Annotated in this window: 17 protein-coding genes; 11 read left to right on the top strand and 6 right to left on the bottom strand. The window is 73.1% G+C overall.

Annotated features, from left to right (window positions below; genetic code table 11):
• The first annotated feature begins 52 nt into the window (after positions 1-52).
• From FHL79_RS11760 to FHL79_RS11730, 7 genes are all read left to right on the top strand, one after another.
• Positions 53-811 carry a polysaccharide deacetylase family protein gene (locus FHL79_RS11760; RefSeq protein ID WP_171058133.1) on the top strand — a complete coding sequence of 253 codons (759 nt, stop codon included), beginning with the start codon at positions 53-55 and terminating at the stop codon, positions 809-811.
• Complete coding sequence (locus FHL79_RS11755) at positions 808-3,381, top strand: glycosyltransferase (RefSeq protein WP_138758783.1); 2,574 nt, start codon at positions 808-810, stop codon at positions 3,379-3,381. The genes FHL79_RS11760 and FHL79_RS11755 overlap by 4 nt, the downstream gene beginning before the upstream one ends.
• On the top strand, positions 3,378-4,805 hold the full coding sequence (locus FHL79_RS11750; protein WP_138758782.1) for a lipopolysaccharide biosynthesis protein: 1,428 nt from the start codon (positions 3,378-3,380) through the stop codon (positions 4,803-4,805). Before FHL79_RS11755 ends, FHL79_RS11750 begins: the two co-directional genes overlap by 4 nt.
• The gene (locus tag FHL79_RS11745) at positions 4,802-5,410 is read left to right on the top strand and encodes an acyltransferase (protein ID WP_138758781.1); all 609 of its coding nucleotides are present in this window, start codon (positions 4,802-4,804) and stop codon (positions 5,408-5,410) included. Before FHL79_RS11750 ends, FHL79_RS11745 begins: the two co-directional genes overlap by 4 nt.
• Positions 5,407-5,811, top strand: a complete 405-nt coding sequence (locus tag FHL79_RS11740; RefSeq protein WP_138758780.1) for a hypothetical protein — start codon at positions 5,407-5,409, stop codon at positions 5,809-5,811. Before FHL79_RS11745 ends, FHL79_RS11740 begins: the two co-directional genes overlap by 4 nt.
• An 80-nt stretch (positions 5,812-5,891) precedes the next feature.
• Positions 5,892-7,664, top strand: coding sequence for a hypothetical protein (locus tag FHL79_RS11735; protein WP_138758779.1), 1,773 nt, complete (start codon positions 5,892-5,894; stop codon positions 7,662-7,664).
• On the top strand, positions 7,661-8,215 hold the full coding sequence (locus FHL79_RS11730) for an LbetaH domain-containing protein (protein WP_138758778.1): 555 nt from the start codon (positions 7,661-7,663) through the stop codon (positions 8,213-8,215). The genes FHL79_RS11735 and FHL79_RS11730 overlap by 4 nt, the downstream gene beginning before the upstream one ends.
• 16 nt (positions 8,216-8,231) lie before the next feature.
• On the opposite strand, the gene FHL79_RS11725 is transcribed toward FHL79_RS11730, so the two are convergent.
• The 4 genes from FHL79_RS11725 to FHL79_RS11710 all read right to left on the bottom strand — a co-directional run bounded on the left by FHL79_RS11725 (position 8,232) and on the right by FHL79_RS11710 (position 13,932).
• On the bottom strand, positions 8,232-9,182 hold the full coding sequence (locus FHL79_RS11725) for an endonuclease/exonuclease/phosphatase family protein (RefSeq protein WP_138758777.1): 951 nt from the start codon (positions 9,180-9,182) through the stop codon (positions 8,232-8,234).
• A gap of 71 nt (positions 9,183-9,253) precedes the next feature.
• Positions 9,254-9,775 (bottom strand): glycoside hydrolase family 16 protein, encoded by a 522-nt coding sequence (locus tag FHL79_RS25100; RefSeq protein ID WP_171058132.1) that lies wholly within the window; start codon positions 9,773-9,775, stop codon positions 9,254-9,256.
• Positions 9,776-10,200: 425 nt separating this feature from the next.
• Positions 10,201-11,193 carry a glycosyltransferase family 2 protein gene (locus FHL79_RS11715; RefSeq protein WP_138758775.1) on the bottom strand — a complete coding sequence of 331 codons (993 nt, stop codon included), beginning with the start codon at positions 11,191-11,193 and terminating at the stop codon, positions 10,201-10,203.
• A 120-nt stretch (positions 11,194-11,313) separates the two neighbouring features.
• Positions 11,314-13,932, bottom strand: coding sequence for an AMP-binding protein (locus FHL79_RS11710; protein WP_138758774.1), 2,619 nt, complete (start codon positions 13,930-13,932; stop codon positions 11,314-11,316).
• Between the two features lie 307 nt (positions 13,933-14,239).
• Between FHL79_RS11710 and FHL79_RS11705 the strand changes: the two genes are divergently transcribed.
• Both FHL79_RS11705 and FHL79_RS11700 read left to right on the top strand, forming a co-directional pair.
• On the top strand, positions 14,240-14,902 hold the full coding sequence (locus FHL79_RS11705; RefSeq protein WP_171058131.1) for a 4'-phosphopantetheinyl transferase family protein: 663 nt from the start codon (positions 14,240-14,242) through the stop codon (positions 14,900-14,902).
• On the top strand, positions 14,899-17,856 hold the full coding sequence (locus tag FHL79_RS11700; protein WP_138758772.1) for an acetoacetate--CoA ligase: 2,958 nt from the start codon (positions 14,899-14,901) through the stop codon (positions 17,854-17,856). The genes FHL79_RS11705 and FHL79_RS11700 overlap by 4 nt, the downstream gene beginning before the upstream one ends.
• 337 nt (positions 17,857-18,193) lie before the next feature.
• Here FHL79_RS11700 and FHL79_RS11695 read toward each other — a convergent pair whose 3' ends face one another.
• The gene (locus FHL79_RS11695; RefSeq protein ID WP_171058125.1) at positions 18,194-18,484 is read right to left on the bottom strand and encodes a hypothetical protein; all 291 of its coding nucleotides are present in this window, start codon (positions 18,482-18,484) and stop codon (positions 18,194-18,196) included.
• Between FHL79_RS11695 and FHL79_RS11690 the strand changes: the two genes are divergently transcribed.
• Positions 18,477-19,109, top strand: a complete 633-nt coding sequence (locus tag FHL79_RS11690; protein WP_171058130.1) for a glycoside hydrolase family 16 protein — start codon at positions 18,477-18,479, stop codon at positions 19,107-19,109. The two genes, FHL79_RS11695 and FHL79_RS11690, sit on opposite strands and share 8 nt — an antisense overlap.
• A gap of 272 nt (positions 19,110-19,381) precedes the next feature.
• A complete protein-coding gene (locus tag FHL79_RS11685; protein WP_138758769.1) occupies positions 19,382-20,341 on the top strand; it encodes an alpha/beta hydrolase in 960 nt (319 codons plus the stop codon).
• A 10-nt stretch (positions 20,342-20,351) separates the two neighbouring features.
• On the opposite strand, the gene FHL79_RS11680 is transcribed toward FHL79_RS11685, so the two are convergent.
• Positions 20,352-21,215 (bottom strand): hypothetical protein, encoded by an 864-nt coding sequence (locus tag FHL79_RS11680; RefSeq protein WP_138758768.1) that lies wholly within the window; start codon positions 21,213-21,215, stop codon positions 20,352-20,354.
• Positions 21,216-21,263: the final 48 nt, after the last annotated feature.

The following is a 21,263-nucleotide window of genomic DNA, read 5'->3' as shown; positions in this document are numbered from 1 at the left end:
ACCCGGCCGGGGCGCCGCCGGTGGGCGGGCGACTTGGCGGATGCCGGTCCTCATGTACCACTCAGTGCCCGCGGTCGCCTCGGCCCATCCGAACGAGCACCAGGTCCCGGTGGGCGAGCTGGAGGACCAGCTGTCGGCTCTGACCGAGGACGGCTGGCAGCTGGTCGGGCTCACCGAGGCGCTCTCGCGGCGAGATGCCGACCCCGCCGCGCGGGTCCTCGGCGTCACCTTCGACGACGGCCTCCTCGACTTCCGCAACGCCGTGGAGGTGCTCCAGCGGGTGGGCGCGCGGGCGACCATGTACGTGCCGACGGGGGACGTGGGCCTGCGGCTGGCCCCGGACGACCCGCACGGGTCACGCCTGAGCTGGAGCGAACTGGCCGAGGCCGCCGCGGCCGGCGTCGAGATCGGCAGCCACTCGGTCAACCACCGTACGATGGACGTGCTCCCCGGGGAGGAGTTGCGCACCGAGATCGCCGACAGCCGTCACCAGATCGAGGACGCGCTGGGTCTCCCGGTCCGCTCGTTCTGCTATCCGCATGGTTACTCGTCCCGGCGCGTGGCCAGGGCCGTCGCGGCAGCGGGTTACTCCAACGGGTGCATCGTCGGCCGGAGGATCGCCTCGTCCCGCGATGATCCGTACCGTCTACCACGTCTGCACGTACGACCGGGCGTCACCGGTGACGCCTTCGCTGCCCTCGTCCGCGACGGGGAACCCGGTGTGGCCCCGCACGTCAAGCGGTTCGCCGCGCCGGCGTGGCGGTTGGCCCGCCGGACCGCTGTGCAGGTACTGCACCGCGAACTGACATGAGCACCACCTCGAGGACGGAGCGGTTCGACATGACCGCGGTGGAGGACCGCGCCACGCCGGCGTGCGATGTGGCAGCCCACGTCCTGGACGTGGACCTCGCCGGGCCGACCCCGGCCGTCCCGCGGACGGCCGCCGACGGCAGCACAGCCGACGTGGCGTGGCTGCTGGTGCGTCTTGACGGCGAGCCGTTGGGCTGGGAGGTCCTCGCCCTGCCACCGGTGGGTCTCACGGCGGCCGAGGTGGAGCTCCTGCTCGACGAACGCTGGGGCGAGGAGGTGCGCCGCCGGACGGCGACCGAGCGCTTCGCAGACCGGCACGCCCGCCACCTGGCCAGCGCCGGACGGGCCACCGTGGTGATCTGCACTCGTGAGCGTCCCCACGCCCTGGCCGCCTGCCTCGAGAGCCTCACCCGTCAGGACCACCCGGACTTCGCGGTCTGGGTGGTCGACAACGCGCCGGTCACCTCGGCCACGAGGGACGTCGTCGCCGGCTTCGCCGGGCGGCTCGACGTCCGCTACACCGTCGAGCCGCACGCCGGACTCTCCCGTGCACGCAACCACGCGCTCGCCCTGCCCCTGGAGGGTGACGTCGTGGCGTGGATCGACGACGACGAGATCGCCGACCCGATGTGGCTCTCGGAGCTGACCCGCGCGATGGCCGAACGACCCGACGCCGACGCCGTGTCGGGTCTGGTCGTCCCCGCCGAGCTCGCCACGCGAGCCCAGGTGTGGTTCGAGCAGTTCGGCGGCCACAGCAAGGGCCGCGGCTTCGTCCCCGCCGACTTCGGGCGCGGCAGTGCCGACAAGCAGAGCCCGCTGTACCCGCTGCCGCCCTTCGGCGTGGGGGCCAACATGGCCTTCCGCACGGCTGCCCTCCGCCGGATCGGGTTCGACGACGCGCTGGGGGCGGGCACGCTGACCCACGGCGCGGAGGACACCCGGGTGTTCACCGACCTGCTGCGGGCCGGCGGCGCGACGCTCTACCGACCGAGTGCGATCACCCGGCACTTCCACCGCAGCGACCTGGCCGGCCTGCGCAGGCAGATGGAGGGCTACGGCACCGGGTTGACGGCCTTCTACACGTCGTTGATCGTCGACGACCCGCGCGTCCTGGTCCGGTTGGCCCTGCTCGCCCGTCAGGCACTGCGCGACATGACGAGCCCCTCGAGCCTGCGGGTGTCGGGCCTGGCGGAGGACTTCCCCACCGACCTGCTCGCCGCCAACCGGGCCGGCATGAAGCGCGGGCCCGCCGCCTACCTGCGGCAGCGCCGGTCGGACCGGCGTGCGGCCCGGGTCCCAGCCGTCGAGACCCTGGACGAGAGCTGGAGGCCGACCAAGGTCGTCCGCTGGGACCTCGACGCGGCGCCCGCCGACCTGGGACTCAGCGTCGAGGACGGCTCACGTTACGGCGCGGTGCTGTTCGTGGTGTGGCGCGCCGCTCGACCGGTCGCGCTGGTCACCCTGCCCATGCCGCAGGCCCTGGACAGCGCTGCCCGCGAGGCAGCGGCGGGTCAGGTCGGGGCTGCACCAGAGGTGCCGCGACCGCCGTCCGGGACCGGGTTGCCCAGCGTGTCCGTGGTGGTCCCCACGATGCTGGAGCGCCCCGAGGGCCTGGCCCGCTGCCTGGACACCCTCCTCCACCAGGACGACCTCCCGCTCGAGGTGCTGGTCGTCGACAACCGGCCTGAGGGCAGCGCCGACGACGTCCTCGCGACCATCCCGCAGCTGACCGATGCCAAGGTGCGCCTGCTCCGCCAGCCCGTGCCCGGGATCTCCGCTGCCCGCAACCGCGGCGTGGACGAGGCTGCCGGAGAGCTCATCGCCTTCACCGACGACGACGTCCAGGTGGACCGCGGTTGGACCCGCGCGCTCGCCGAGCGCTTCGCCCGGGAGCCGGACCTCGCCGGCGTCGGTGGTCTCGTGCTGCCCAGCGAGCTGGAGACGCCCGCCCAGGACGTCTTCGAACGGCACAGCGGGGCAACGGCCAAGGTCCTCGAGCCGGAGACCTTCCGCCTGGAGCGCCCACGCGCCGGGGCGTGGCACCCGGCCCGCTACCGCGTGCTCGTCCGCCGCGCAGCCGGGGTCGTCCGCTCGCACTCGCTGTACCAACTCGGCACCTTCATGGGCGCCAACATGGCCTTCCGTGCTGAGGCGCTCCGCGCACAGGGGCCCTTCGACGAGGCGCTCGGCACGGGCACCGCGAGCCGCGGCGGCGAGGACGTCGACATGGTCGTGCGCATGCTCGGCTCCGGGCTCTCGCTCGGCTACGAGCCCTCCGCCGTCACCAACCACGCGCACCGGCGGACCGACGCCGAGCTCGCCCGTCAGATGTCGGGTTACGGCACCGGGTTCACCGCCCTGCTGACCGCGCTGGTCGTCCGGGACCCGCGACACCTCGTCGGCCTGGCCCACGCCGCGCTCACCGTCCTCCGTGGGCGGCTGGGCCGTCGCGAGCCGGGAGTGACCACCCTGCTGGAGGGTCTGCCGCCGGAGCTGGGCCGCCTGCGGGTACGAGGCATGCTCGGTGGACCGAGCGCGTACCTGCGCACCCGGACGGGGGGCCGGCGATGACCCCCGCGCACTCGGCAGCCCCCAAGGCACGGGCCATGGAGTTCAACGCGCTGGCGCTGATGGCCTCCACGGTGTTCACCGGGGTGCTGGGCATGCTGTTCTGGATCATCGCGGCCAGGCTGCTGCCGCCGACCGCCGTCGGGCAGGCCTCGTCCGCGCTCTCCGCGATCACCTTCCTCGCGGGGCTCGCCCAGCTCAACATCATCAGCGTCCTGCTGCGCTTCGTCCCCCGCGCAGGGCGGGCGACCGGCGGGTTCATCGCCCGGGCCTACGGGTTGTCCCTGCTCACCGGGCTGCTGGCCGCGGGGGTGTTCCTGGCGCTCGGGTTCGGCAGCGACATCCTCGGCGACGAGTGGTTCGTCCCGCTGGTCTTCATCGGGGCCACCCTCTGCTACGCGCTCTTCCTCGTCCAGGACGGTGCGCTCACCTCGCTGGGCGGGGCGGTGTGGGTGCCGTTGGAGAACCTCCTGGCCGGTCTGCTGCGGGTCGGCCTGCTGTTCGCGCTGGTGCCGCTCTCCACCCGCTGGGGAGCGCTCGCAGCCCTGGTCGTGCCGACCCTCGTGGCGGTCGGGGTGGTCAACACCTTCGTGTTCCGGCGGCTGGTCCCGCGGCACGTGACGACGTCGACCGCCTCGGGCGAGGTCGGCTGGCGGTCGATCCGCGGCTTCGTCGCCGGTGACTACGCAGCCAGCGCGCTGGCCAGCTGTGTGGCACTGCTGCCGCCGGTGCTGGTGTCCTCCCGGCTCGGGAGCGAGGCGGCCGCCTACTTCTACATCCCGTGGTTCATCGGGGTCTCCTTCGGCACCCTGGTGTGGAACATCGCGATGGCGTTCGTGGTGGAGTACGCCGGGGACGCCGGCACCTTCCGTCGGCTGATCCGGCGCTCCGTCCGGTTGACCGCGTTGGTCAGCGTCGCCGCCTGTGCGGTCGTCGCCCTCGCCGCCCCGCTGATCCTCACCCTGCTCGGGACCGGGTACGCCGACGAGGGTGCGACGGCCCTGCGGCTGATCGCCCTGTCCTTCCCGTTCAGCGCGGGTTTCGTGCTGTTCACCGCGCTCAGCGTCGCGCGCAAGAAGCTCACGCCGCTGGTGGCCTCGCTGGCGGTGAAGACGGTGGTCTTCCTCACCGTGGCGGTCATCGGCCTGCCCGACTTCGGGATCGACGGCCTGGCCCTGCTCTACCTGGTCTGCGAGGCCGTCACGGCCCTCGCGGTCCTGCCGGTCGCCCTGCGCTTCCACCGCGAGCTCATCGAGCCCGGTGACACCCCCACCGGCGACAGAGCCGGCAACCCCCCCGGTACCGGACGGGTCCTCGAACCGGGTCTCGAGCCCGGCGTGGAGCCCCCTCTGGACCCCGGCACCGTCCAACCCGTCGGACCGTTCCCGGCTCCGTCCCCGTCCCCGTCCCCAGGGAGCACCTCGTGATCCACCCGGCCCCCCCGCCGGCTGAGCGGTCGTCCTCGGCGTCCCTCCGCCTGCTGGCCGAACAGCTCCGCCTCGACGGGCGGATCTTCCTGCGCAACCTGTGGTTCAACCGCATCGCGGCGTCCTTCGTGGTGCCCAAGGTGCTGCGCCGGGGGCTGTACCGGGTCGGCGGCATGACGGTCGACTCGTTCGCCGTCAGCCCGATGCTCCGAGTGGAGGGGGATCCGCGCAACGTCCGCATCGGCGGGCGCACCTACTTCAACCTGGGCTGCTACATCGAGGCAGTGGCACCGGTGGAGATCGGCAGCGACTGCGCCATCGGGATGCAGGCGCTGTTCATCACCTCGGACCACCGCGCAGCCGGTGGCGGCTGGGTGCAGACGGCCTCCGGGCTCCCGATCCGGATCGGGGACCGCGTGTGGATCGGCGCGCGCGTCATGGTCCTCCCCGGGGTGACCATCGGTGACGACGTCATCGTGGCAGCGGGTGCGGTGGTCACGGCCGACTGCGCTCCTGGTGGCGTGTACGCCGGGGTCCCCGCGCGCCGTGTCCGGGAGGTCGGAACTGCAGGCGCTGCAGGTCCACGACGGAAGGCAACCGTATGAGCACCGCACAGGCTGTCCGGGAGGACGGCACCCCGGCACCGGCAGTCGACCAGCCCATCCCGTCCACCCGGCGGTCGATCGGCTGGGTGGGCCTGGTGACCGCAGTGCTCTCCAGCGCGGCCGTCCTGCTCGACGCCCCGTCCTGGCTGCGGCTGGTCACCGTGCTGGCCTTCGTCTGCGCCGGCCCCGGGGCGGCCGTGATGGCCCACGTGCCATCCGGGCGGCCGTCGACGTCGGTGGCGCTGACCAACGTCCTGTCCCTGTCGCTGTGGGCCATCGGCACCGCGGTGATGGCCTGGCTGAACGACTGGTCGCCGACCGTCCTGCTGCTCGTGCTCGCCGTCGCGACGGTCGTGTCCGTCGCCGTGGCCGAGCTCCGTCACCGGCGGGTGACCCGATGACCCGCACCCTGCCGCCGGAAGGCCTCGCTGGTGCCACGGCGGCCCCGTCGCCACAGCGCCGGGACGACGGAGCGGCAGAGGTGCCGCGCCCCAGCTCCCCGGTCCGCCGTTGGGGCGCTCCGCTCGTGGTGCTGGCCGGTCTGGTCGCCTGGGCGGTGAGCCTGACCCAGGTCGACACCTCGGTCCGCTCCGACTACGGACTGCTGGGCATGGTCGGGCCGTTGTTCTTCGTCGGCCTCGCACTGATCTGCGCCGGCTTCGTCCTGGAGCTCGCCGCTGGTCGGCGCCCCCTCGTGCTGGCGGCCGGCGTGCTGGGCCTGGTGCTCGTCCTGGACGCCTCTGTCCCGCTGCTCTTCCCCATGCCCGAGTACGCCTGGACGTACAAGCACATCGGCGTGGTCGAGTACTTCGTGCAGGGACACGGGGTCACCGACCCACGGGACATCTACCAGCAGTGGCCCGCGCTGTTCACCGCGGTGGCGGCGCTGGCCGACCTCACCGGGATCAGCACCCTCGCGCTCGCCACCTGGGCTCCGGTGTTCTTCAGCCTGCTGGCCTGCCTGCCGATCTACGCCATCGCCCGGCACTGGTCCACCGACCGGCGGGTCGCCTACCTGACGGTGTTCCTCTTCCACGCCGGCCTGTGGGTGGGCACCTCCTACCTCTCGCCGCAGGCCTTCGCGTTCCAGCTGAGCCTCGGGGCCCTGCTGGTGGTCGTGGCCTGGCTGCGCCGGACCCCGACCAGGTGGCAGAGGGGGCCGGCACTGCTGCGCCGGCTCAAGGCCTGGTCCACCCGCGGTGCCGAGGAGGTTCCCCAGACCTCGTCCCGGACCCGCGCCACGGCGCTGGCCGGTCTGTACCTGGTGGTCTTCGCGATCACGATCTCCCACCAGTTGTCCCCCTTCATCCTGGTGGCCGGGCTGTTCCTCGCCACCGTCCTCGGCCTGGTCCGGCCGCGCTGGGCCGTCCTGGGGTGCATCGCCATCGTCGCGGGCTACCTCGCGCCGCGGCTGGAGTTCATCAACAGCGCCTACGGGCTGCTGGACAGCCTGAAGTTCTGGGACAACGCGGGCGGCGTCGTCACGGCGACGCAGGGCACGGCCGGGCAGGTCTTCACCAGCCAGGTGTCCTCGCTGCTGGCCCTGGCCGTGTGGCTGCTCGGCGCCGTCGCCGTCGTGGCGTCCTGGCGTCGGATGGGCCGCGTGCTCCTGCCGGCGGCCCTGGCCTTCGCCCCCTTCCTCATCCTGGTGGGGCAGAGCTACGGCGGTGAGGCCATCTACCGGGTCTACCTGTTCTCGCTGCCGTTCACCGCCTTCCTCATCGCGCAGGCGGTGCTGCGCATCCGGTGGCAGCGCGTGGTCCTCCCGGCTCTCGCGGTGTTCCTGGTCGCGGCCTCGTTGGCGAGCATCCAGGGGCTCCACGGCACCCTGGCCTGGACGACGTTCCCGCGCAACGAGGTGCAGACCGCGCAGTGGCTCTACGACCACGGCGAGAAGGGCCGGATGATCGTCGTCGGCGCGCAGAACGCGCCGGGACGGCTCGACGGCGACTACAACAGCTTCGGCGTCCCGTCATCCGGAGGGGACCCGGACCTCATCGGCTACGCCGGTCTGGGTGGGCGGATGCTCGACGAGGCCAACCTGGCCGCGGTCGACGACTTCATGGCCACCCAGGGTGAGCGGCCCTACCTCATGATCAGCACCGGGATGATCCAGTACGCCGAGTACTACGGGATGCTCCCGAACGGCTCGCTCCAGGCCCTCGAGCGGACCCTCACCGACGCGCCCGGCTGGACCACGGTGCACCGCACCGCGGACGCGGTGGTGTTCCAGTACGTGGGGACGGGTCAGTGACGACCCCCGGCCGGCAGCAGGGCCTGCTCCGCTGGGTCACCCAGGACTGGTCGGTCAACGCGGGTTACCTGGACTCCCAGCTCGTGCTCGCGTGGTTCCGCGCGGCCCAGTGGGCCGTCCGGCACGGGGGTCTCCCCGGCCGGGTCTTCGCGGCCTTCTACTCCCTGTTCACGTCGCTGTTCTGGAGCATCGAGCTGCCGCCGGGCCTCGAGGTGGGACCACGACTGAGGCTCTACCACCCACACGGCATCGTGCTGAACCCCGGGGTGCGGCTGGGCGCTGACTGCGTGCTGCGGCAGAACGTGACCATCGGGAACGTCGTCCGCCGGGACGGCACCGAGAAGGGGGTTGCCAGCGCCGGGGACGCCGTCGAGTTCGGTGCCGGTTGCGTGGTGGTCGGCTCCCTGCACGTCGGATCACACGCCCGGGTGGCAGCTCTGGCGCTGGTGCTGCGCGACGTCCCGGCATGGGGTGTGTGCGTGGGCAACCCCGCGGAGGTCGTCCGCGTGGACGACCCCGGGCACCGGCGTCCCGGGGCTGCCGTCGGGTGACGGTGCCCGCGCGGTGTCAGTCGCCCGGGAGCGCCACCCGGACGACGAGACCGCGGTGGTCCGACCCGGGGATCTCGACCGTCCGGAGCTCCTGGGCGGCGGCTCCCCGCACGAGCAGGTGGTCGATCCCGATCAGCGGCGGCACGGCGTAGCCGGACGGGAACGTCGCCGTCCATTGCCGACCGAGCTGTTCGGCGGAGTCGCGGTACCCGTCCTGCAGCAGCGCGCGGAACTGCGCGTTGCCCCAGGTGGCGTTGAAGTCCCCGCCGACCAGGACGCTCGAGCCGTGCTCGTCCGCCCCGGCCGCCAGCCGGTCCAGCACGCCGGGCAGCCGCGCCATGTCCCGCACCCACTCGTCCGCGGACTGCGGCCAGGGTCCTGCTGCGTGGAAGGCGAGCACGGTGGCACTGGGCCGACCCTCGCCCACCACCACCCTCGCCGCGACCCACGGGAAGGTCAGCCGGTCGCGCTGCGGGTCGGCCAGCGGGTACCTGCTCCACAGGCCGATGCCGTCGGCTCCCGGCCGGGCCTCCACGACGCTGTGGGGCAGCACCTGGTCCAGACCCTCGGCGGCGAGCCGGGTACGCAGCTCGGGTGCCAGCTCCTGGAGCAGGACGACGTCCGCACCCGCGCTCCGGACAGCTGCCATGACGCCGTCGGGATCCGCCTCACCCAGCTTCACGTTCGCGGTCAGGACGGTCAGCATCGGCCCGGCAGCCACCGGACCGGCGCCGGCATACGTGGGGGCCAGGACGACGATCGACACCGCGGCGAGCGCGACGGCGAGGAGCGCCGACAACCGGCGCCGCGCGAGCACGAGCAGCACCACGGCCAGCGGACCCAGCGCCATCAGGTGGGAGGAGAAGGCGCTGAGGGCGACCAGGCGGTTGCTGCCCGAGGGGTAGAGGTGCGCCAGGACACCCACCGTGGCGGCGAGGCCGAGCATCGTCCCCAGGACGCCGGCCACCCGCCGCGGCGCACCCCCTCGCCTGCGGGCCGACGGAGCCCCGAGCTCGCTGACCGCAGCACCCTCGGTCGTCACTGGTACAGCCGCACCCAGTCCACGTAGAGGCTGACCTGGTCCGGGGTCGACGCGTCCCGCGGCGGTATCCAGGTGCCCTGGGGACCGACGTCCAGCTGGACGGCGAGGTGCATGGGACCGTCCGGGATGGCATCGGGGTCGGTGGTGCGGAAGATCTCGTCGCCGTCGAGGTACACCGTGATGCCGGAGGGCTGCCAGTCGACGGCGTAGGTGTGCCACTGCGTGAAGTCGCCGCTGACGATGCGCTCGTCACGCTGGTCGTCGGCGCCGTAGTGCACCGTCGTGTGGTTGGTCATCCGATCGCCGGCCACGATCTCCATCACGTCGATCTCCCCGTCCAGGGGCCAGACGTCGGAGTCGGGCCACAGCAGGATCGCCGGGGCGTAACCGGCGCCAGGTTCGACCCGGGCGCGGAACTCCCACTTGCCGTACGTGGTCGCTGGCTGGGCGTGCCAGGCGAGGCCGCCGGAGACGTCGCCGCGGGCCGTGATCACGAGCGAGCCGTCGCTGACGGACACGGCGTCGGGGTCCCGGACGCCCACACCGTTCGCCCCCACCCCGCCGTAGAGGCGCCACGTGGACCGGTCCAGGTGGGTACTCGCGAACTCGTCGCCTCCGGTCCGCTCCCAGCCGAGGCGATCGGCTGCGGAGGAGCGCGTGGACGAGGTCGTGTCGTTGCCGGAGGGGATGCCCTCGATCGTACTGGTGGTGCACGCGGCCAGCACCCATAACAGTGCGCTCGAGCACAGCGCCCGACGAACCCCCCGCGCCCGCCCGTCCCGTCGCCGACGCGGCCCGGTGCGGGGTGGCCGGACGGCCGTGGTCTGCGGGGACATGGTCCACCCAGGGTAACCGACCTGGTCAGCGAGGCCCTCGTCGCCGACGGTGACCTCACCGGATCGGGTGGGCCACCGCCTGTGGGTCGCAGCGCCCGACGGGCGGTTCAGCGACGCGGCAGCCGCGCGGCCGACAGCCCGGCGGCGTAGCCGAGACCGGCCGCGAGCAGCCCGGCCCCGGCGGTGAACGCACGCGCGACGCCCCAGACGTCCCCTCGCAGCGGAGCGGCCAGGTCGCGGAGGATCCGTCGCGGGATGGCCTGCAGCGCGTGCCCCCGCTCGTCCGCCAGGGTCGTCCCGTCGTCGAGTGCGGCCATCTCGGCCTTGCCCTTCCCCTCGGCGTAGCAGCGCCGGACGAAGAAGGACCAGGTGGCCCGGCCGGCCGGCACGTCGTGGACGACCTCCGCCTCCGGTTCGTAGAGCCAGGTGCGACCGGTGGCGCCGGCGACGCGGATGCAGAACTCGGTGTCCTCCGGGGCCGAGCTGGTGTCCAGCTTGCCGAAACCGTCGCGGAAGCCGCCGACGCGGGCGAAGTCCTGACGCCACACGGCCATGTTCTCGCTCCAGACGTTGCGCACCGCGCTGCGCGCGCCCGGCATGCCCTCATAGCTCGCCCCCACCGCCCACAGGAACGTGGCCGGGAACCAGCGCGGCGCCGGGCCGGCGGCCCAGGACGCGCTGACCCGCCCGCCCACGCCGACCGCCCCGGGCACCTCGTCGAGACCGCGCACGAGGTCGGCCAACCAGGTCCGCGACGCCCTGGTGTCGTCGTCCAGGAAGGCGATGACGGCGCCCTCTGCAACGGATGCGCCGGCGTTCCGGGTACCGGACGCACCGGGCGTACCGGTGTTCGCGACCGCGCGCACCTCCGGGAGCTCACGTCGGACCCGCTGCAGCAGGGAAGGCGCGTGGTCCACCGCCACGATCACCTCGAGCGGGGGCCGGTCCTGCTGCAGCGCGGACCGGACGGCAGCGGTGAGCCCGTCCCACCGCGCCTCGGTGTAGGAGGCGATCACCACGGACACCGTGGCCGGTGGCCCGAGGTGGTCGGTCCCGGCGACGAGGGCGAGGGACCGTGGCATCGAGCTCGACCGGGTCATGTGCTCAGCTTCGCCCCCGAACCTGTGCCTGAGCTGAGAGCGAGCCTGGACGTGAGGAGGAACACCGACGGATGAGGCACGGGCTCGATGTGCGGGCGCGCCGCCCGACGGCCCGCGCGATCAGGACACCGCCCCCTCGAGGCCCCGGGCGACCTGCTCCACGTGCGGCTGGCGCAGCAGCGAGTTGTGCTCGCCGTACAGCGTCACCAGGGTCGCCTCACCGGTCAGCAGCTGCCGCCAGACCACGAGGCTCGCCTCGTTGAGGTGGCTGACGTAGACGGTGGCCGGGCCCTCCCACGGCTGGGGGCGGTGCATCAGCGAGACGCGGACGCCCAGTTCGAGCAGCCCCTCGGTGCGCGCGGTCGACGGCGGCAACGCACCGGCGACGCCTGCCAGCAGCCGTCGACGCCACAACTCGCGCCGGGTCGGTGGCGCGCCGTAGTTGTCATCGCCGGGCAGCGGTGCCCCGGGCAGTGGGGCGACGGGCGGGTGCTCACCGGGGCTGGCGGGGTCGGGCGACCATGCCCGGTCGACCAGACCCTGCGGCAGGACGGGGTCGACCAAGGTCACCGAGGCGATCTGCGCACCCTCTGCGCTCAGCTGGCGGGCGACCTGGAGGGCGACCAGCGCGCCCATCGAGTGACCCACCAGCCGGTAGGGCCCCTGCGGTTGGACCGCCCGCAGCCGACGCAGGTGCCGGCGGCCGGCCATGCCGATGGTCAGGTCGGGGAACGACCAGTCCTCGAGACCGTGCGGCTGGAACGCGTACACGGGCTGGTCCTCGCCGAGGGCCTCGGCCAGCGGGAGGAAGACCTGCCCCCCTGCGCCAGCGCCCGCGAAGCACAGCACGGGCGGCTTTGCGCCCGCCTGCCGCAGCGCGACGACGCTGGCGTGCTGGCGCCGGGCCGTCGCTCGTCGCCTGCGGTCGTCCCCGGTGTCCGGCCGACCCACGACGGAGGCCAGCTGGCGCACCGTCGGGTTCTCGGCGAGGTCCGCGGAGGTGAGCACGACCTCGTGCTCCTCGCGAAGCCGGGTGAGCAGTTCCTCCACGCCCAGCGAATCGCCACCGAGGGCGGTGAACGACTCGTCCCTCCCGACGCCACGGCGGTGCAGCACCAACTCGAAGAGCCCCGCGACGACCTGTTCCCAGTGCCCCTCGGGCAGCTCCGGGTCGGACCGGCTCGGCACCGGCAGCGCGCCGCGGTCGACCTTGCCCCGTTCGTTCCGCGGCAGCTCCGGCAGGAGGACGAGCTCAGCCGGCACCATCCAGCTCGGCAGGAGCTCCGTCAGTCCGCGGCGCAGCTGCGCCGGCGACGGGGTGCGCTGCTCGCTGCTCGGCGCGACGTACCCGACCAGCAGCGTGCCGGCGCCGCCGACGCCGGGCACCGCGGTCACTGCGGCATCGGCCACGCCGTCGAGGACCCGCAGCGCGGCCTCGACCTCGGCCGGCTCCACGAGGTAGCCGTTCACCTTGACCGCATCGTCGGTCCGGCCGAGCTGGCGGAGCACCCCTGCCTCGTCGTAGCGCCCGCGGTCGCCCATGCGGAAGGTCGACCGGCCGTCGGCAGCCCGCCCGAACGGGTCGTCCGGGACACCCTCGAGGTACCGACCCAGGTGCTGGCCGATGACCTCCAACGTCCCCACCTCGCCCGCCGGCAGCTGAGCGCCGTCGTCCCCGAGCACCCGGATCTCCTTCTCCGGCACCGGGAGACCGGCGGGCACCGCACCGTCTCCCACGGCGTCGGCGGGCGCGATGGCCGCGAAGGTCAGCTGGCCGGTCTCGGAGGAGCCGAGGTGGTTGACGACGACGACGGGTCCGAGTCGTTCGCGGGCCAGCCGCACGTCCCGTCCCTGCAGCGCCTCGCCTGCTGTGCCGACCAGCCGGAGCTCTTCCAGCGGTCGGCCGACCGGCACGGTGCCGGCCAGGGCGCGCAGCAGCGACGGTGTCATGGACAGGACGGTCACCCGCTCCTCGCGCAGCCACCCGGGCAGGCCGCGGAGACCGCGGTCCCGGGGGTCGTACACGTGCAGCGCCACCCCGTTGAGCAGGGCGCCGAAGAACGTGTGCTCACCCAGGCTGAAGGAGGGCGGCAGGAGGAGGCCGAACCGGTCCCGCGACGTCAGCTCCATCTCCCGGGCGGTGATGGCGGCCTCGGTGACGATCATCCCGTGGCTGTGCACGACACCCTTGGGCCGGCCGGTGGACCCCGACGTGAACACGATGGTCGCCGGGCTGCTGGCCGTCACCGCCACCGCGCGCGGTGAGTCGGCGTCGGTGCCGGCAGGCGGCGCGATGGCGGTGTCGAGATCCGTGCGCAGCCACGAGCTGTCGACCTCAGCGGCGCGCTCGGCGAGACGGCTCTCGACCACGCACAGCGCGGCGCCCGCCATGTCCTGGATCTGCTGGATGCGGCCGGCCGGCAACTGCGAGTCGAGGAGGACCAGCGGACGACCCGTCAGGACCACACCGAGCGCGGCGATGACGAGCTCGGGCGTGGGCGTCGCGAGGACGGCGATGGGCGCCCCGGGGCCGGCGTCGGTCGGCAGCAGGGCCGTCAGCCGGCGCGCGGTCGCGGCCGCGCGCTCGTCCAGCTCCGCGAAGGACAGTCGAGCGCCCTGCCCGCTGACCGCGGTCGCGGCAGCGTGTTCCGCGACGACGGCGGCGAAGGCGGAAGCGATCGTCCCGGAACGATCCGCGGTTCGCGGGACCGCCGTCCGGCCGGACGCTGTGACGGACATCAGACTTCCCTCCGAGTTCGGGCCATGTGAACGCTAACGGCCGCACAGGACCAAGGCGAGCTCCCAGGACACTTCTGTGTCCCAACCAACTACCATTCGGGTGACTGAGCAGTCGGCCGTCCTGAGAGAACCACCGGAACCACGTCAGAGGTGGCACGGTTCGCTCATCCGGGTGACGAGGGCGGCGGCGGGGTGACCCAGTGCATACCGTGCTGGGGAGCCAGGCCAGAGCCGGGGACGAGTGTGGGACGGAGCAAGGATGCTGACCAGGACGGCGCACGACGCGGGGTCCACGCCCACGCTCCCTGTGTCGCGCCCGACCATCCTAGCCTGGTCGCTGGACCTCTCCGATCCGCGGTGGGACGTCTCGGCCGAGGCGGCGTGCCTGACCGACGCCGAACTGTCCCGAGCCGCTCGCGGCACGTCGTCCGTGCGGCGACGCCGGGTGCTCGTGCGCGCCGGTCTCCGCCGGGTGCTCGGCGGACTGCTGGGGCTCTCCCCGGGCGACGTCCCGGTGGGCACCGACCGGGGTCGCCCCGTCCTGCCGGGGAACGAGCTCGTCCTCTCCTGTTCGGCCAGCGAGGACCTCGCCCTCATCGCGGTCGCGGACCGGGGCGCCCTCGGGGTCGACGTCGAACGTCATCGCGACGGCGGGACCTCGGCCCTGGAGGAGGGCTGGCTGGCCGACGAGGAGCTGGTACGGCTCCGGGCCCTGCCCGGGCACGCGCGCGGCGTGGCGATCACCCGCGCGTGGACCCAGAAGGAGGCAGTGCTCAAAGCACGCGGTACCGGCCTGGTGCGCCTCCCCGTTGACACGGTGACGCCGGTCTCGGACGGTGGGCCCGTGGCTGAGCTGCACGTCTCCCGGATCCCGGTCCCCCCGGGTTACGTGGCCAGTGCCGCGACCGGCACTCCTGTGGGCCCGGACCTGCCGGCCCCCGTGACGTTGGTCCCTGGAGGCCGGGAATGACCGCGCTGGACGCTGCCCGGGACACATCCGCTGATGCGGCGCGAGTGCCCCAGGTCACCGCCTTCCGGGCGCGCTGCCAGCCGGTCGCGGGGCGCGAGCTGTCCACCCCGAGCGAGCTCCATGCGTGGTCGGTGGCGTCCTACCAGGACTTCTGGCGCACCTTCCTCGACTGGGCCGACCTCGCCTGGGAGGGCTCCGCCGAGGTCGTCGCGACCAGCGACGACGTCCGGCAGGCCCGTTTCTTCCCCGGTGTCAGGCTGAACTACGCCGAGAACCTGCTGCGCCCGCTGCCCGACGCCGACGACGGCGCGCCAGCACTCACCTCGGTCCACGGCGATGGCTCGTCGGAGACCCTGACCCGCGGCGAGCTGCGCGCGGCCGCGCACCGGACCTCGCGCGCCCTGACCGACATCGGCGTGCGCGCCGGTGACGTGGTGCTCGCCATCGCGGCCAACCACGCCCGGGTCACCGTTGCTGCCCTCGCGGTGGCGGGCCTGGGTGCGGCGCTGTCGACCGCCACCCCGGACATGGGCGTCAACACCCTGGTCGGCCGGTTCGGTCAGGTCGAGGCGACCACTGCACTGGTCGACCGCACCGTGCTCGGGGGTGGCGGAGGCCGCGCCGACGAGGTCCTGGGCGAGCTGGTCGCGCAGCTGCCCACCGTGCGCCGGGTCGTCCTGCTCGACGACCTCCCGTTGCCGGAGCTGGCGGGTGTCGGGGTGGCTCGGCTCTCCGAGCTGGTCGCTGCTGTCCCGGCCGACGACCCGGGTCCCGCATGGCCGAGGCAGGCATTCGACGCGCCGCTGTGGGTGCTCTTCTCCTCCGGCACCACCGGCCCTCCGAAGGCGATGGTGCACGGGGTGGGCGGCTCGCTGCTGGAGCACGTGAAGGAGCACCGGCTGCACGTCGACCTCCGGCCGACGGACACGTTGTACTTCCACACCACCACGGCCTGGATGATGTGGAACTGGCAGTTGTCGGCCTTGTCGGTGGGCGCCCACGTCGTCGTGTACGACGGTCCGATCGCCGGCCCCGAGACGTTGTGGACCCTGGTGGCCCGTCACCGGGTCACGGTCTTCGGCACCAGCCCGGCCTACCTGCAGCTGTGCCAGGACGAGGGCTGGTCCCCGGCGGCCGCGCTCGACCTGAGCCGCCTGCGCACCGTCCTGTCGACGGGTGCCGTGCTGCACCCCTGGCAGTTCGACTGGGTGGCCGAGCACGTCGGCCCGGTGCCGGTGTGCTCCGTCTCCGGCGGCACGGACATCGTCGGGTGCTTCGTGCTGGGCCATCCGGAGCTGCCGGTGCGGCCGGGCTGGTGCCAGGCGATCAGCCTCGGCCTCGACGTGACCGCCCTCGACGAGGACGGGCGACCGGTCGTCGGTGAGGTCGGCGAGCTGGTCTGCCGGAACCCGTTCCCGTCGCGGCCGGTCCGCTTCCTGCGGGACAGCGACGGCGAGCGGTTCCGCGGCGCGTACTTCGCGCAGCACCCTGGCATGTGGACGCACGGTGACCGGATCGAGTTCGCGGTCGACGGCTCGTCACGGCTCTACGGCCGGTCGGACGGCGTGCTCAACATCAACGGTGTGCGGATCGGGCCGTCGGAGATCTACACGATCGTCCGCACGGTGCCCGGGGTGGCCGACTCGATCGCGGTCGAGGTCCGCGACCCGGCGGCTCCCGGGAGCACCCGGTTGGCGCTGCTGGTCGTCCTGCAGCCGGGGGTGGAACTGGACGGCGCGCTGGCCCGGCAGATCCGCAGCACGCTCCGGCGTCAGGGCTCCCCCGCGCACGTCCCGTCCCTGCTCCTGCCTGTCGACGAGATACCGCAGACGCACAACGGCAAGAAGTCCGAGAGCGCGGCGAGGGCCGTGCTGGACGGCGATCCGGTGCGGAACGTGTCGGCGCTGAAGAACCCCGGCTCGCTTGAGGGCCTCGCCGCCGCGGCCGCCCGCGCCGCGGAGACCGACGTGCCGACCACGGCCGTGGGCGACGACGTGCGGTCCACGGTCGGCGCGGTGTTCGCGCAGGTGCTCGGCGGGCCCGTGCCCGGGCACGCGGACTTCTTCGACGCCGGCGGGACCTCGCGCCAGACGATGACGCTGCTGCGTCAGCTGCGGCTGGAGCTCGGCCGGCCGCTCCTGCTCGAGGACTTTCTCGCCGACCCGTCGGTCGACGGCGTCACGCGGGCGGTGACCAGCGAGCCTGCGGACGGCCGCCCCGTGGAGGTGCTGCGCGCCGGGGACCCGGGGACCGCTCCGCTGCTGCTGGTGCACGGTTACCTCGGCGACGTCGACATCTACCGCTCGTTGGTCGACGCCCTCCGGACGCCCGCACCGGTCTACGGCCTGACGTCGGACCCCCGGATCGCGACGCGGGACGGCGTCAGCATCACCTCGATCGCCACGTCACTGGTGACCAAGGTCCAGCAGGCGGTGCCGGCGGGAGAGGTCCGGCTGGCCGGGTACTCCTTCGGTGGTCTGGTGGCCTACGAGATGGCGCGACAGCTGGTTGCGCTGGGCCGCTCGGTGACCTTCCTGGGACTGCTCGACACGGAGCCCCCGTTCCGCAGGCTGTCCCGGGCATCGCGTGCGTTGCGGACCCTGGCGTGGTGGATCGCGCTGGTCGTGCCGGGGATGGTGGAGGACACGGTGGTCGGGGTGCTCCGCCGGCGGTTCGGGCACGGCGCTCCTGCCACCGAGGAGATGGCGACCTTCGCCGCCGCCCACCGTGTCTTCAACGCGTACGAGTGGGGACCGTACGCGGGCCCGGTCACCTACTTCCGGGCCCGCTTCCGGGTGCCGGTCGTCGCCAATCTGCTCTACGCCTGGCGCCGGGTGGCCCCGGACCTCACCGTGGTGGACGTCCCCGGCTCCCACCACGTGCTGCTCGGCGGCGAGCACAGCGCCGAGCTGGCCGCCCAGCTGGACGCTGCTCTGGCGGCGTCGCAGAGCTGAGTCACCGCACTTCCCATCCGGGGCCGGCACCCCGACAGCCGTGACGCGTGATGCTCGTGTGATTCTAGTTACTCACTGCTATCGATGCGGCACAGATCGTCGCTTTCTGAATTGTCGACATGTTTACTCACGTCATGGCAGCACACAGGGTGATCGACCGATACCGCGGCGTCACACGACGCAAGTCCGTTCGCATGCTGGCTGCAGCCGCGGTGGCCATGTCGACCTGCGCCTCCGGAGCCGCGGTGTTCGGCTCTCACCCGCGGCCCGCGGAGGGTGCTGCCCAGACCACCTTGGCGGAGGACGCCTCGTCCCAGGAGGCCTACTCCGCCCACCGTCACCCGTCCACCCCGGTCACTCCCCCGACCACGCAGCCCGTCCCGGTCCCGACGCTGCCGAGCGCGCCCTCGACGGTCGTCACCCGGCCGTCCACGCCGCCCGTGACGGTCCCGACGCAGCCGTCGGCGTCGGCGTCCACCAGCCGGCCCCGCCCGGCTCCCGCTCCCGCTCCCGCACCCGCTCCCGCACCCAGCGCCACGCCTGCGACGCAGGCACCGGCCGTCGTGGCGAGCGGTGCGGGGACGTCCGCGCCCCAGGGTGACCTCGCCGGCTGGCGCCAGGTGTTCACGGACGACTTCAACGGCTCGTCGCTCGGCAACCAGTGGCGGCTGTACTCCGGCCAGCCGGGCGGTTCGCCCTACGGGCGCTGGGATCCCTCACACGTCCAGGTGGGCAACGGGAAGCTCGTCCTCTCGCAGAGCCAGCAGGGCGGCGAGTGGGTCGCCGGTGGACTGGCGAACCGGACCACGATGACCTACGGCAAGGTGGAGATGCGCTTCCGCGTCGACGCGGGCGACGAGATGAAGTACGCCGCGCTGCTGTGGCCCGCCGATGACAGCTGGCCGCCGGAGATCGACTTCGCCGAGGACGCGGGCGGCAACCGTGGTGGCACCACCGGCACGCTGCACTACGGCGGCAACAACACGATGGTCGGCGAGCAGGTGACGGCGGACTTCACCCAGTGGCACACCATCGGCGTCGAGTGGACGCCGGGCCGGGTCGCCTACACCCTCGACGGTCAGGCGTGGGCGACCACCGACCACCCCAACGTCTCCAGCACCCCGATGAACCTGGCGATCCAGGTCCAGCCCGGCGGGTGCCAGAGTGGTGGCGGGTCCTTCGGCTGCGGCGTGGGTGACCCCGCGGTCACCCAGCTGGAGGTCGACTGGGTCTCCCTCTGGCAGCGGAGCTGACCGGTCGGCCCCCGGCCCGGTGCTCCCGAGCCCGCGCTGCCCCTTGGCAGCGCGGGCTCGTGCATGGGGCTGGTGCCCGGACTGCGCCAGCGGGTGAGCCTGGAGACGGGGCCCCTTCCTCCCAGGTGGTGGGCGTCATCCACACTGGGCGGTGACGGGACCCGCCCAGGTCCCTCGGTTCCGCGAAACCGGCCCCGGAGGGGCTCCATGACGACCGGGGCGTTCCGACGACGGCCGCCGCCGACGCCCCGAGCAGGTGGAGGTTGCGACGTATGACCTTGAGCCGGAGGAACTTCATCGGCTTGTCCGCCCTGTGCGCCCTGGCTCCGTTCGTGGGCACGGCCTGCAGCAGCGACGACGGCGTGGAGCAGCGCAACGGCGAACCGACAGGGCGGCCGATCCCAGACCAGGTGGGGGCACCGACGGCCTTCACCACCAGCGGGAACGTCGCAGCGCGGAAGTACGACGTCCGGACCGACGGCGGCGCGACCGCCGGTCTGGCGGGCCGCACCGTCCTCTACGTCCCCGACAGCCTGCTGTCCTCCGACGTCAGCGCCGTCCCCGTGGTGATGACCGCCCACGGCTACACCGACGACGCGGCGACGTGGCTGGACAAGGGCCACATCAGCCCGATGCGCGACGCCATGCTCGAGGCCGGCTACGTCGTCGTCTCGCCGTACCACGAGGCCACCTTCGGCAACGCCGACGGCCAGTCCCGCATCGAGCGCGCCCGCAGCTACGTCGGGAACGTGTGGGACGTCTCCGGCACCGTGCTGATGGGGTTCTCCATGGGAGGGGGCATCTCCGCGGTGGCACTGCACCGCCAGACCCTGCCCGATGTGCGCGGTGCCTTCTTGACCGCGCCGCTGCTCGACTGGTCGCAGGTGTACCTGACCAGGCACGACGACTTCACCCGCCAGGCCTCCACCGCGCTCTTCGCCGCCTACGACGCGACAGACCAGGAGTCGTTCCTCGTCAACGCGTCCGCCTACGACCCCATGCAGCAGCCTGCGTCGGCCTACGCGGGCATCCGCGCACTCGTCCGGTCCTCCCCTGAGGACACCTCCATCGACCAGACGACGAACGCGCTGGCCTGGGTGGACCTCGTCCGGGTCCAGGCCGCCGAGGTCGACTACACCGAGGTCACCGGTGAGCACGGTTCGGACAGCCACTTCGGCAACACCGACGAGATCATCGCGTTCTTCGACCAGGCGATGGCCGCGAGCAACTGAGCCAGCTGTCTCAGGACCCGAGGCGGGGCGACTCGACGGAACGGCGGGGCGACGCACCGGGAGCGTCGATCGTCTGCGCGTCCGCCTGGCGGCGGAGCAGCCAGTCGGCGGGGAGCACGAGCCGTGGCGCGACACCGACCAGGACGGCGGTGAGGACGGCGACCGCGCCGAACGCCTCACCGGTCTCCTCGACGAAGGTGGCGACGGCGGTCCAGTAGGCGCTGGCGCCGGCGTGCCCGATGAGCGAGGTGACGCCGGAGAGGCCGACGGCGGCGGAGGCGTAGAGGCCGAACGCGATGAGCATCCGGCGCCGGTCGCGGCGCTCGGTGCGGCTGAGCCACCACAGCACGCCCAGGACGACGGCGACGACGGCGGCGCTGAGCAGCGTGGCGAGCAGCGGGCGGCCACCGAGCCCCAGCGCGCTGATGGCGCCGGAGTGGACGGTCCCGCCGGCCTTGATCTGGCCGGTGAACGCGGCGACGAGTGCGACGGCGACCCACCACGGCCGGCGGCCCGGAGCACGGACGGCCCCGGCGGCAGCGGCCGTCGCAGCGGCGAGGAACAGCCCGGCGACGAACATACGGGGCAGCGACAGCGGGGCGTCCATCGACCAGAGCCGGGCAGTGTGCTCGTGGCCGGAGGTGCGGACGACGAAGCCGACGGTCTCCAGCGCCGCGGTGGTGAGCAGCAGCGCGAAGGTGAGCGGCGGCACCGGGATCCGGCGGGTGCGGACGGGCGCGACGGCGGGCGTCGGACCCAGGCCGAGGGTGGAGCGCTCACGGCGGTCGGCCACGTGCAGCGCCATCCCGATCAACGGCGCGACGACGACCGACAACCCCACCCAGCCCACGAGAGCCCAGACCCACCACGCCATGTCCCTGTCATCGGTCAGGTCGAGACGGACCTTGACCGATACCGAAGG

Source organism: Modestobacter altitudinis (assembly GCF_005930475.1).
Taxonomy (GTDB): Bacteria; Actinomycetota; Actinomycetes; order Mycobacteriales; family Geodermatophilaceae; genus Modestobacter; species Modestobacter altitudinis.
Note: the sequence above shows the minus strand (reverse complement) of the source record. Positions and strands in the feature narration are given on the sequence as shown.

Coding starts and splice junctions, on each gene's coding strand:
- FHL79_RS11750 (WP_138758782.1), top strand. CDS start 3,378: ATGACCCCCGCGCACTCGGCAGCCCCCAAGGCACGGGCCATGGAGTTC.
- FHL79_RS11700 (WP_138758772.1), top strand. CDS start 14,899: ATGACCGCGCTGGACGCTGCCCGGGACACATCCGCTGATGCGGCGCGA.
- FHL79_RS11755 (WP_138758783.1), top strand. CDS start 808: ATGAGCACCACCTCGAGGACGGAGCGGTTCGACATGACCGCGGTGGAG.
- FHL79_RS11680 (WP_138758768.1), bottom strand. CDS start 21,215: ATGGCGTGGTGGGTCTGGGCTCTCGTGGGCTGGGTGGGGTTGTCGGTC.
- FHL79_RS11685 (WP_138758769.1), top strand. CDS start 19,382: ATGACCTTGAGCCGGAGGAACTTCATCGGCTTGTCCGCCCTGTGCGCC.
- FHL79_RS11715 (WP_138758775.1), bottom strand. CDS start 11,193: ATGACCCGGTCGAGCTCGATGCCACGGTCCCTCGCCCTCGTCGCCGGG.
- FHL79_RS11710 (WP_138758774.1), bottom strand. CDS start 13,932: ATGTCCGTCACAGCGTCCGGCCGGACGGCGGTCCCGCGAACCGCGGAT.
- FHL79_RS11740 (WP_138758780.1), top strand. CDS start 5,407: ATGAGCACCGCACAGGCTGTCCGGGAGGACGGCACCCCGGCACCGGCA.
- FHL79_RS11760 (WP_171058133.1), top strand. CDS start 53: ATGTACCACTCAGTGCCCGCGGTCGCCTCGGCCCATCCGAACGAGCAC.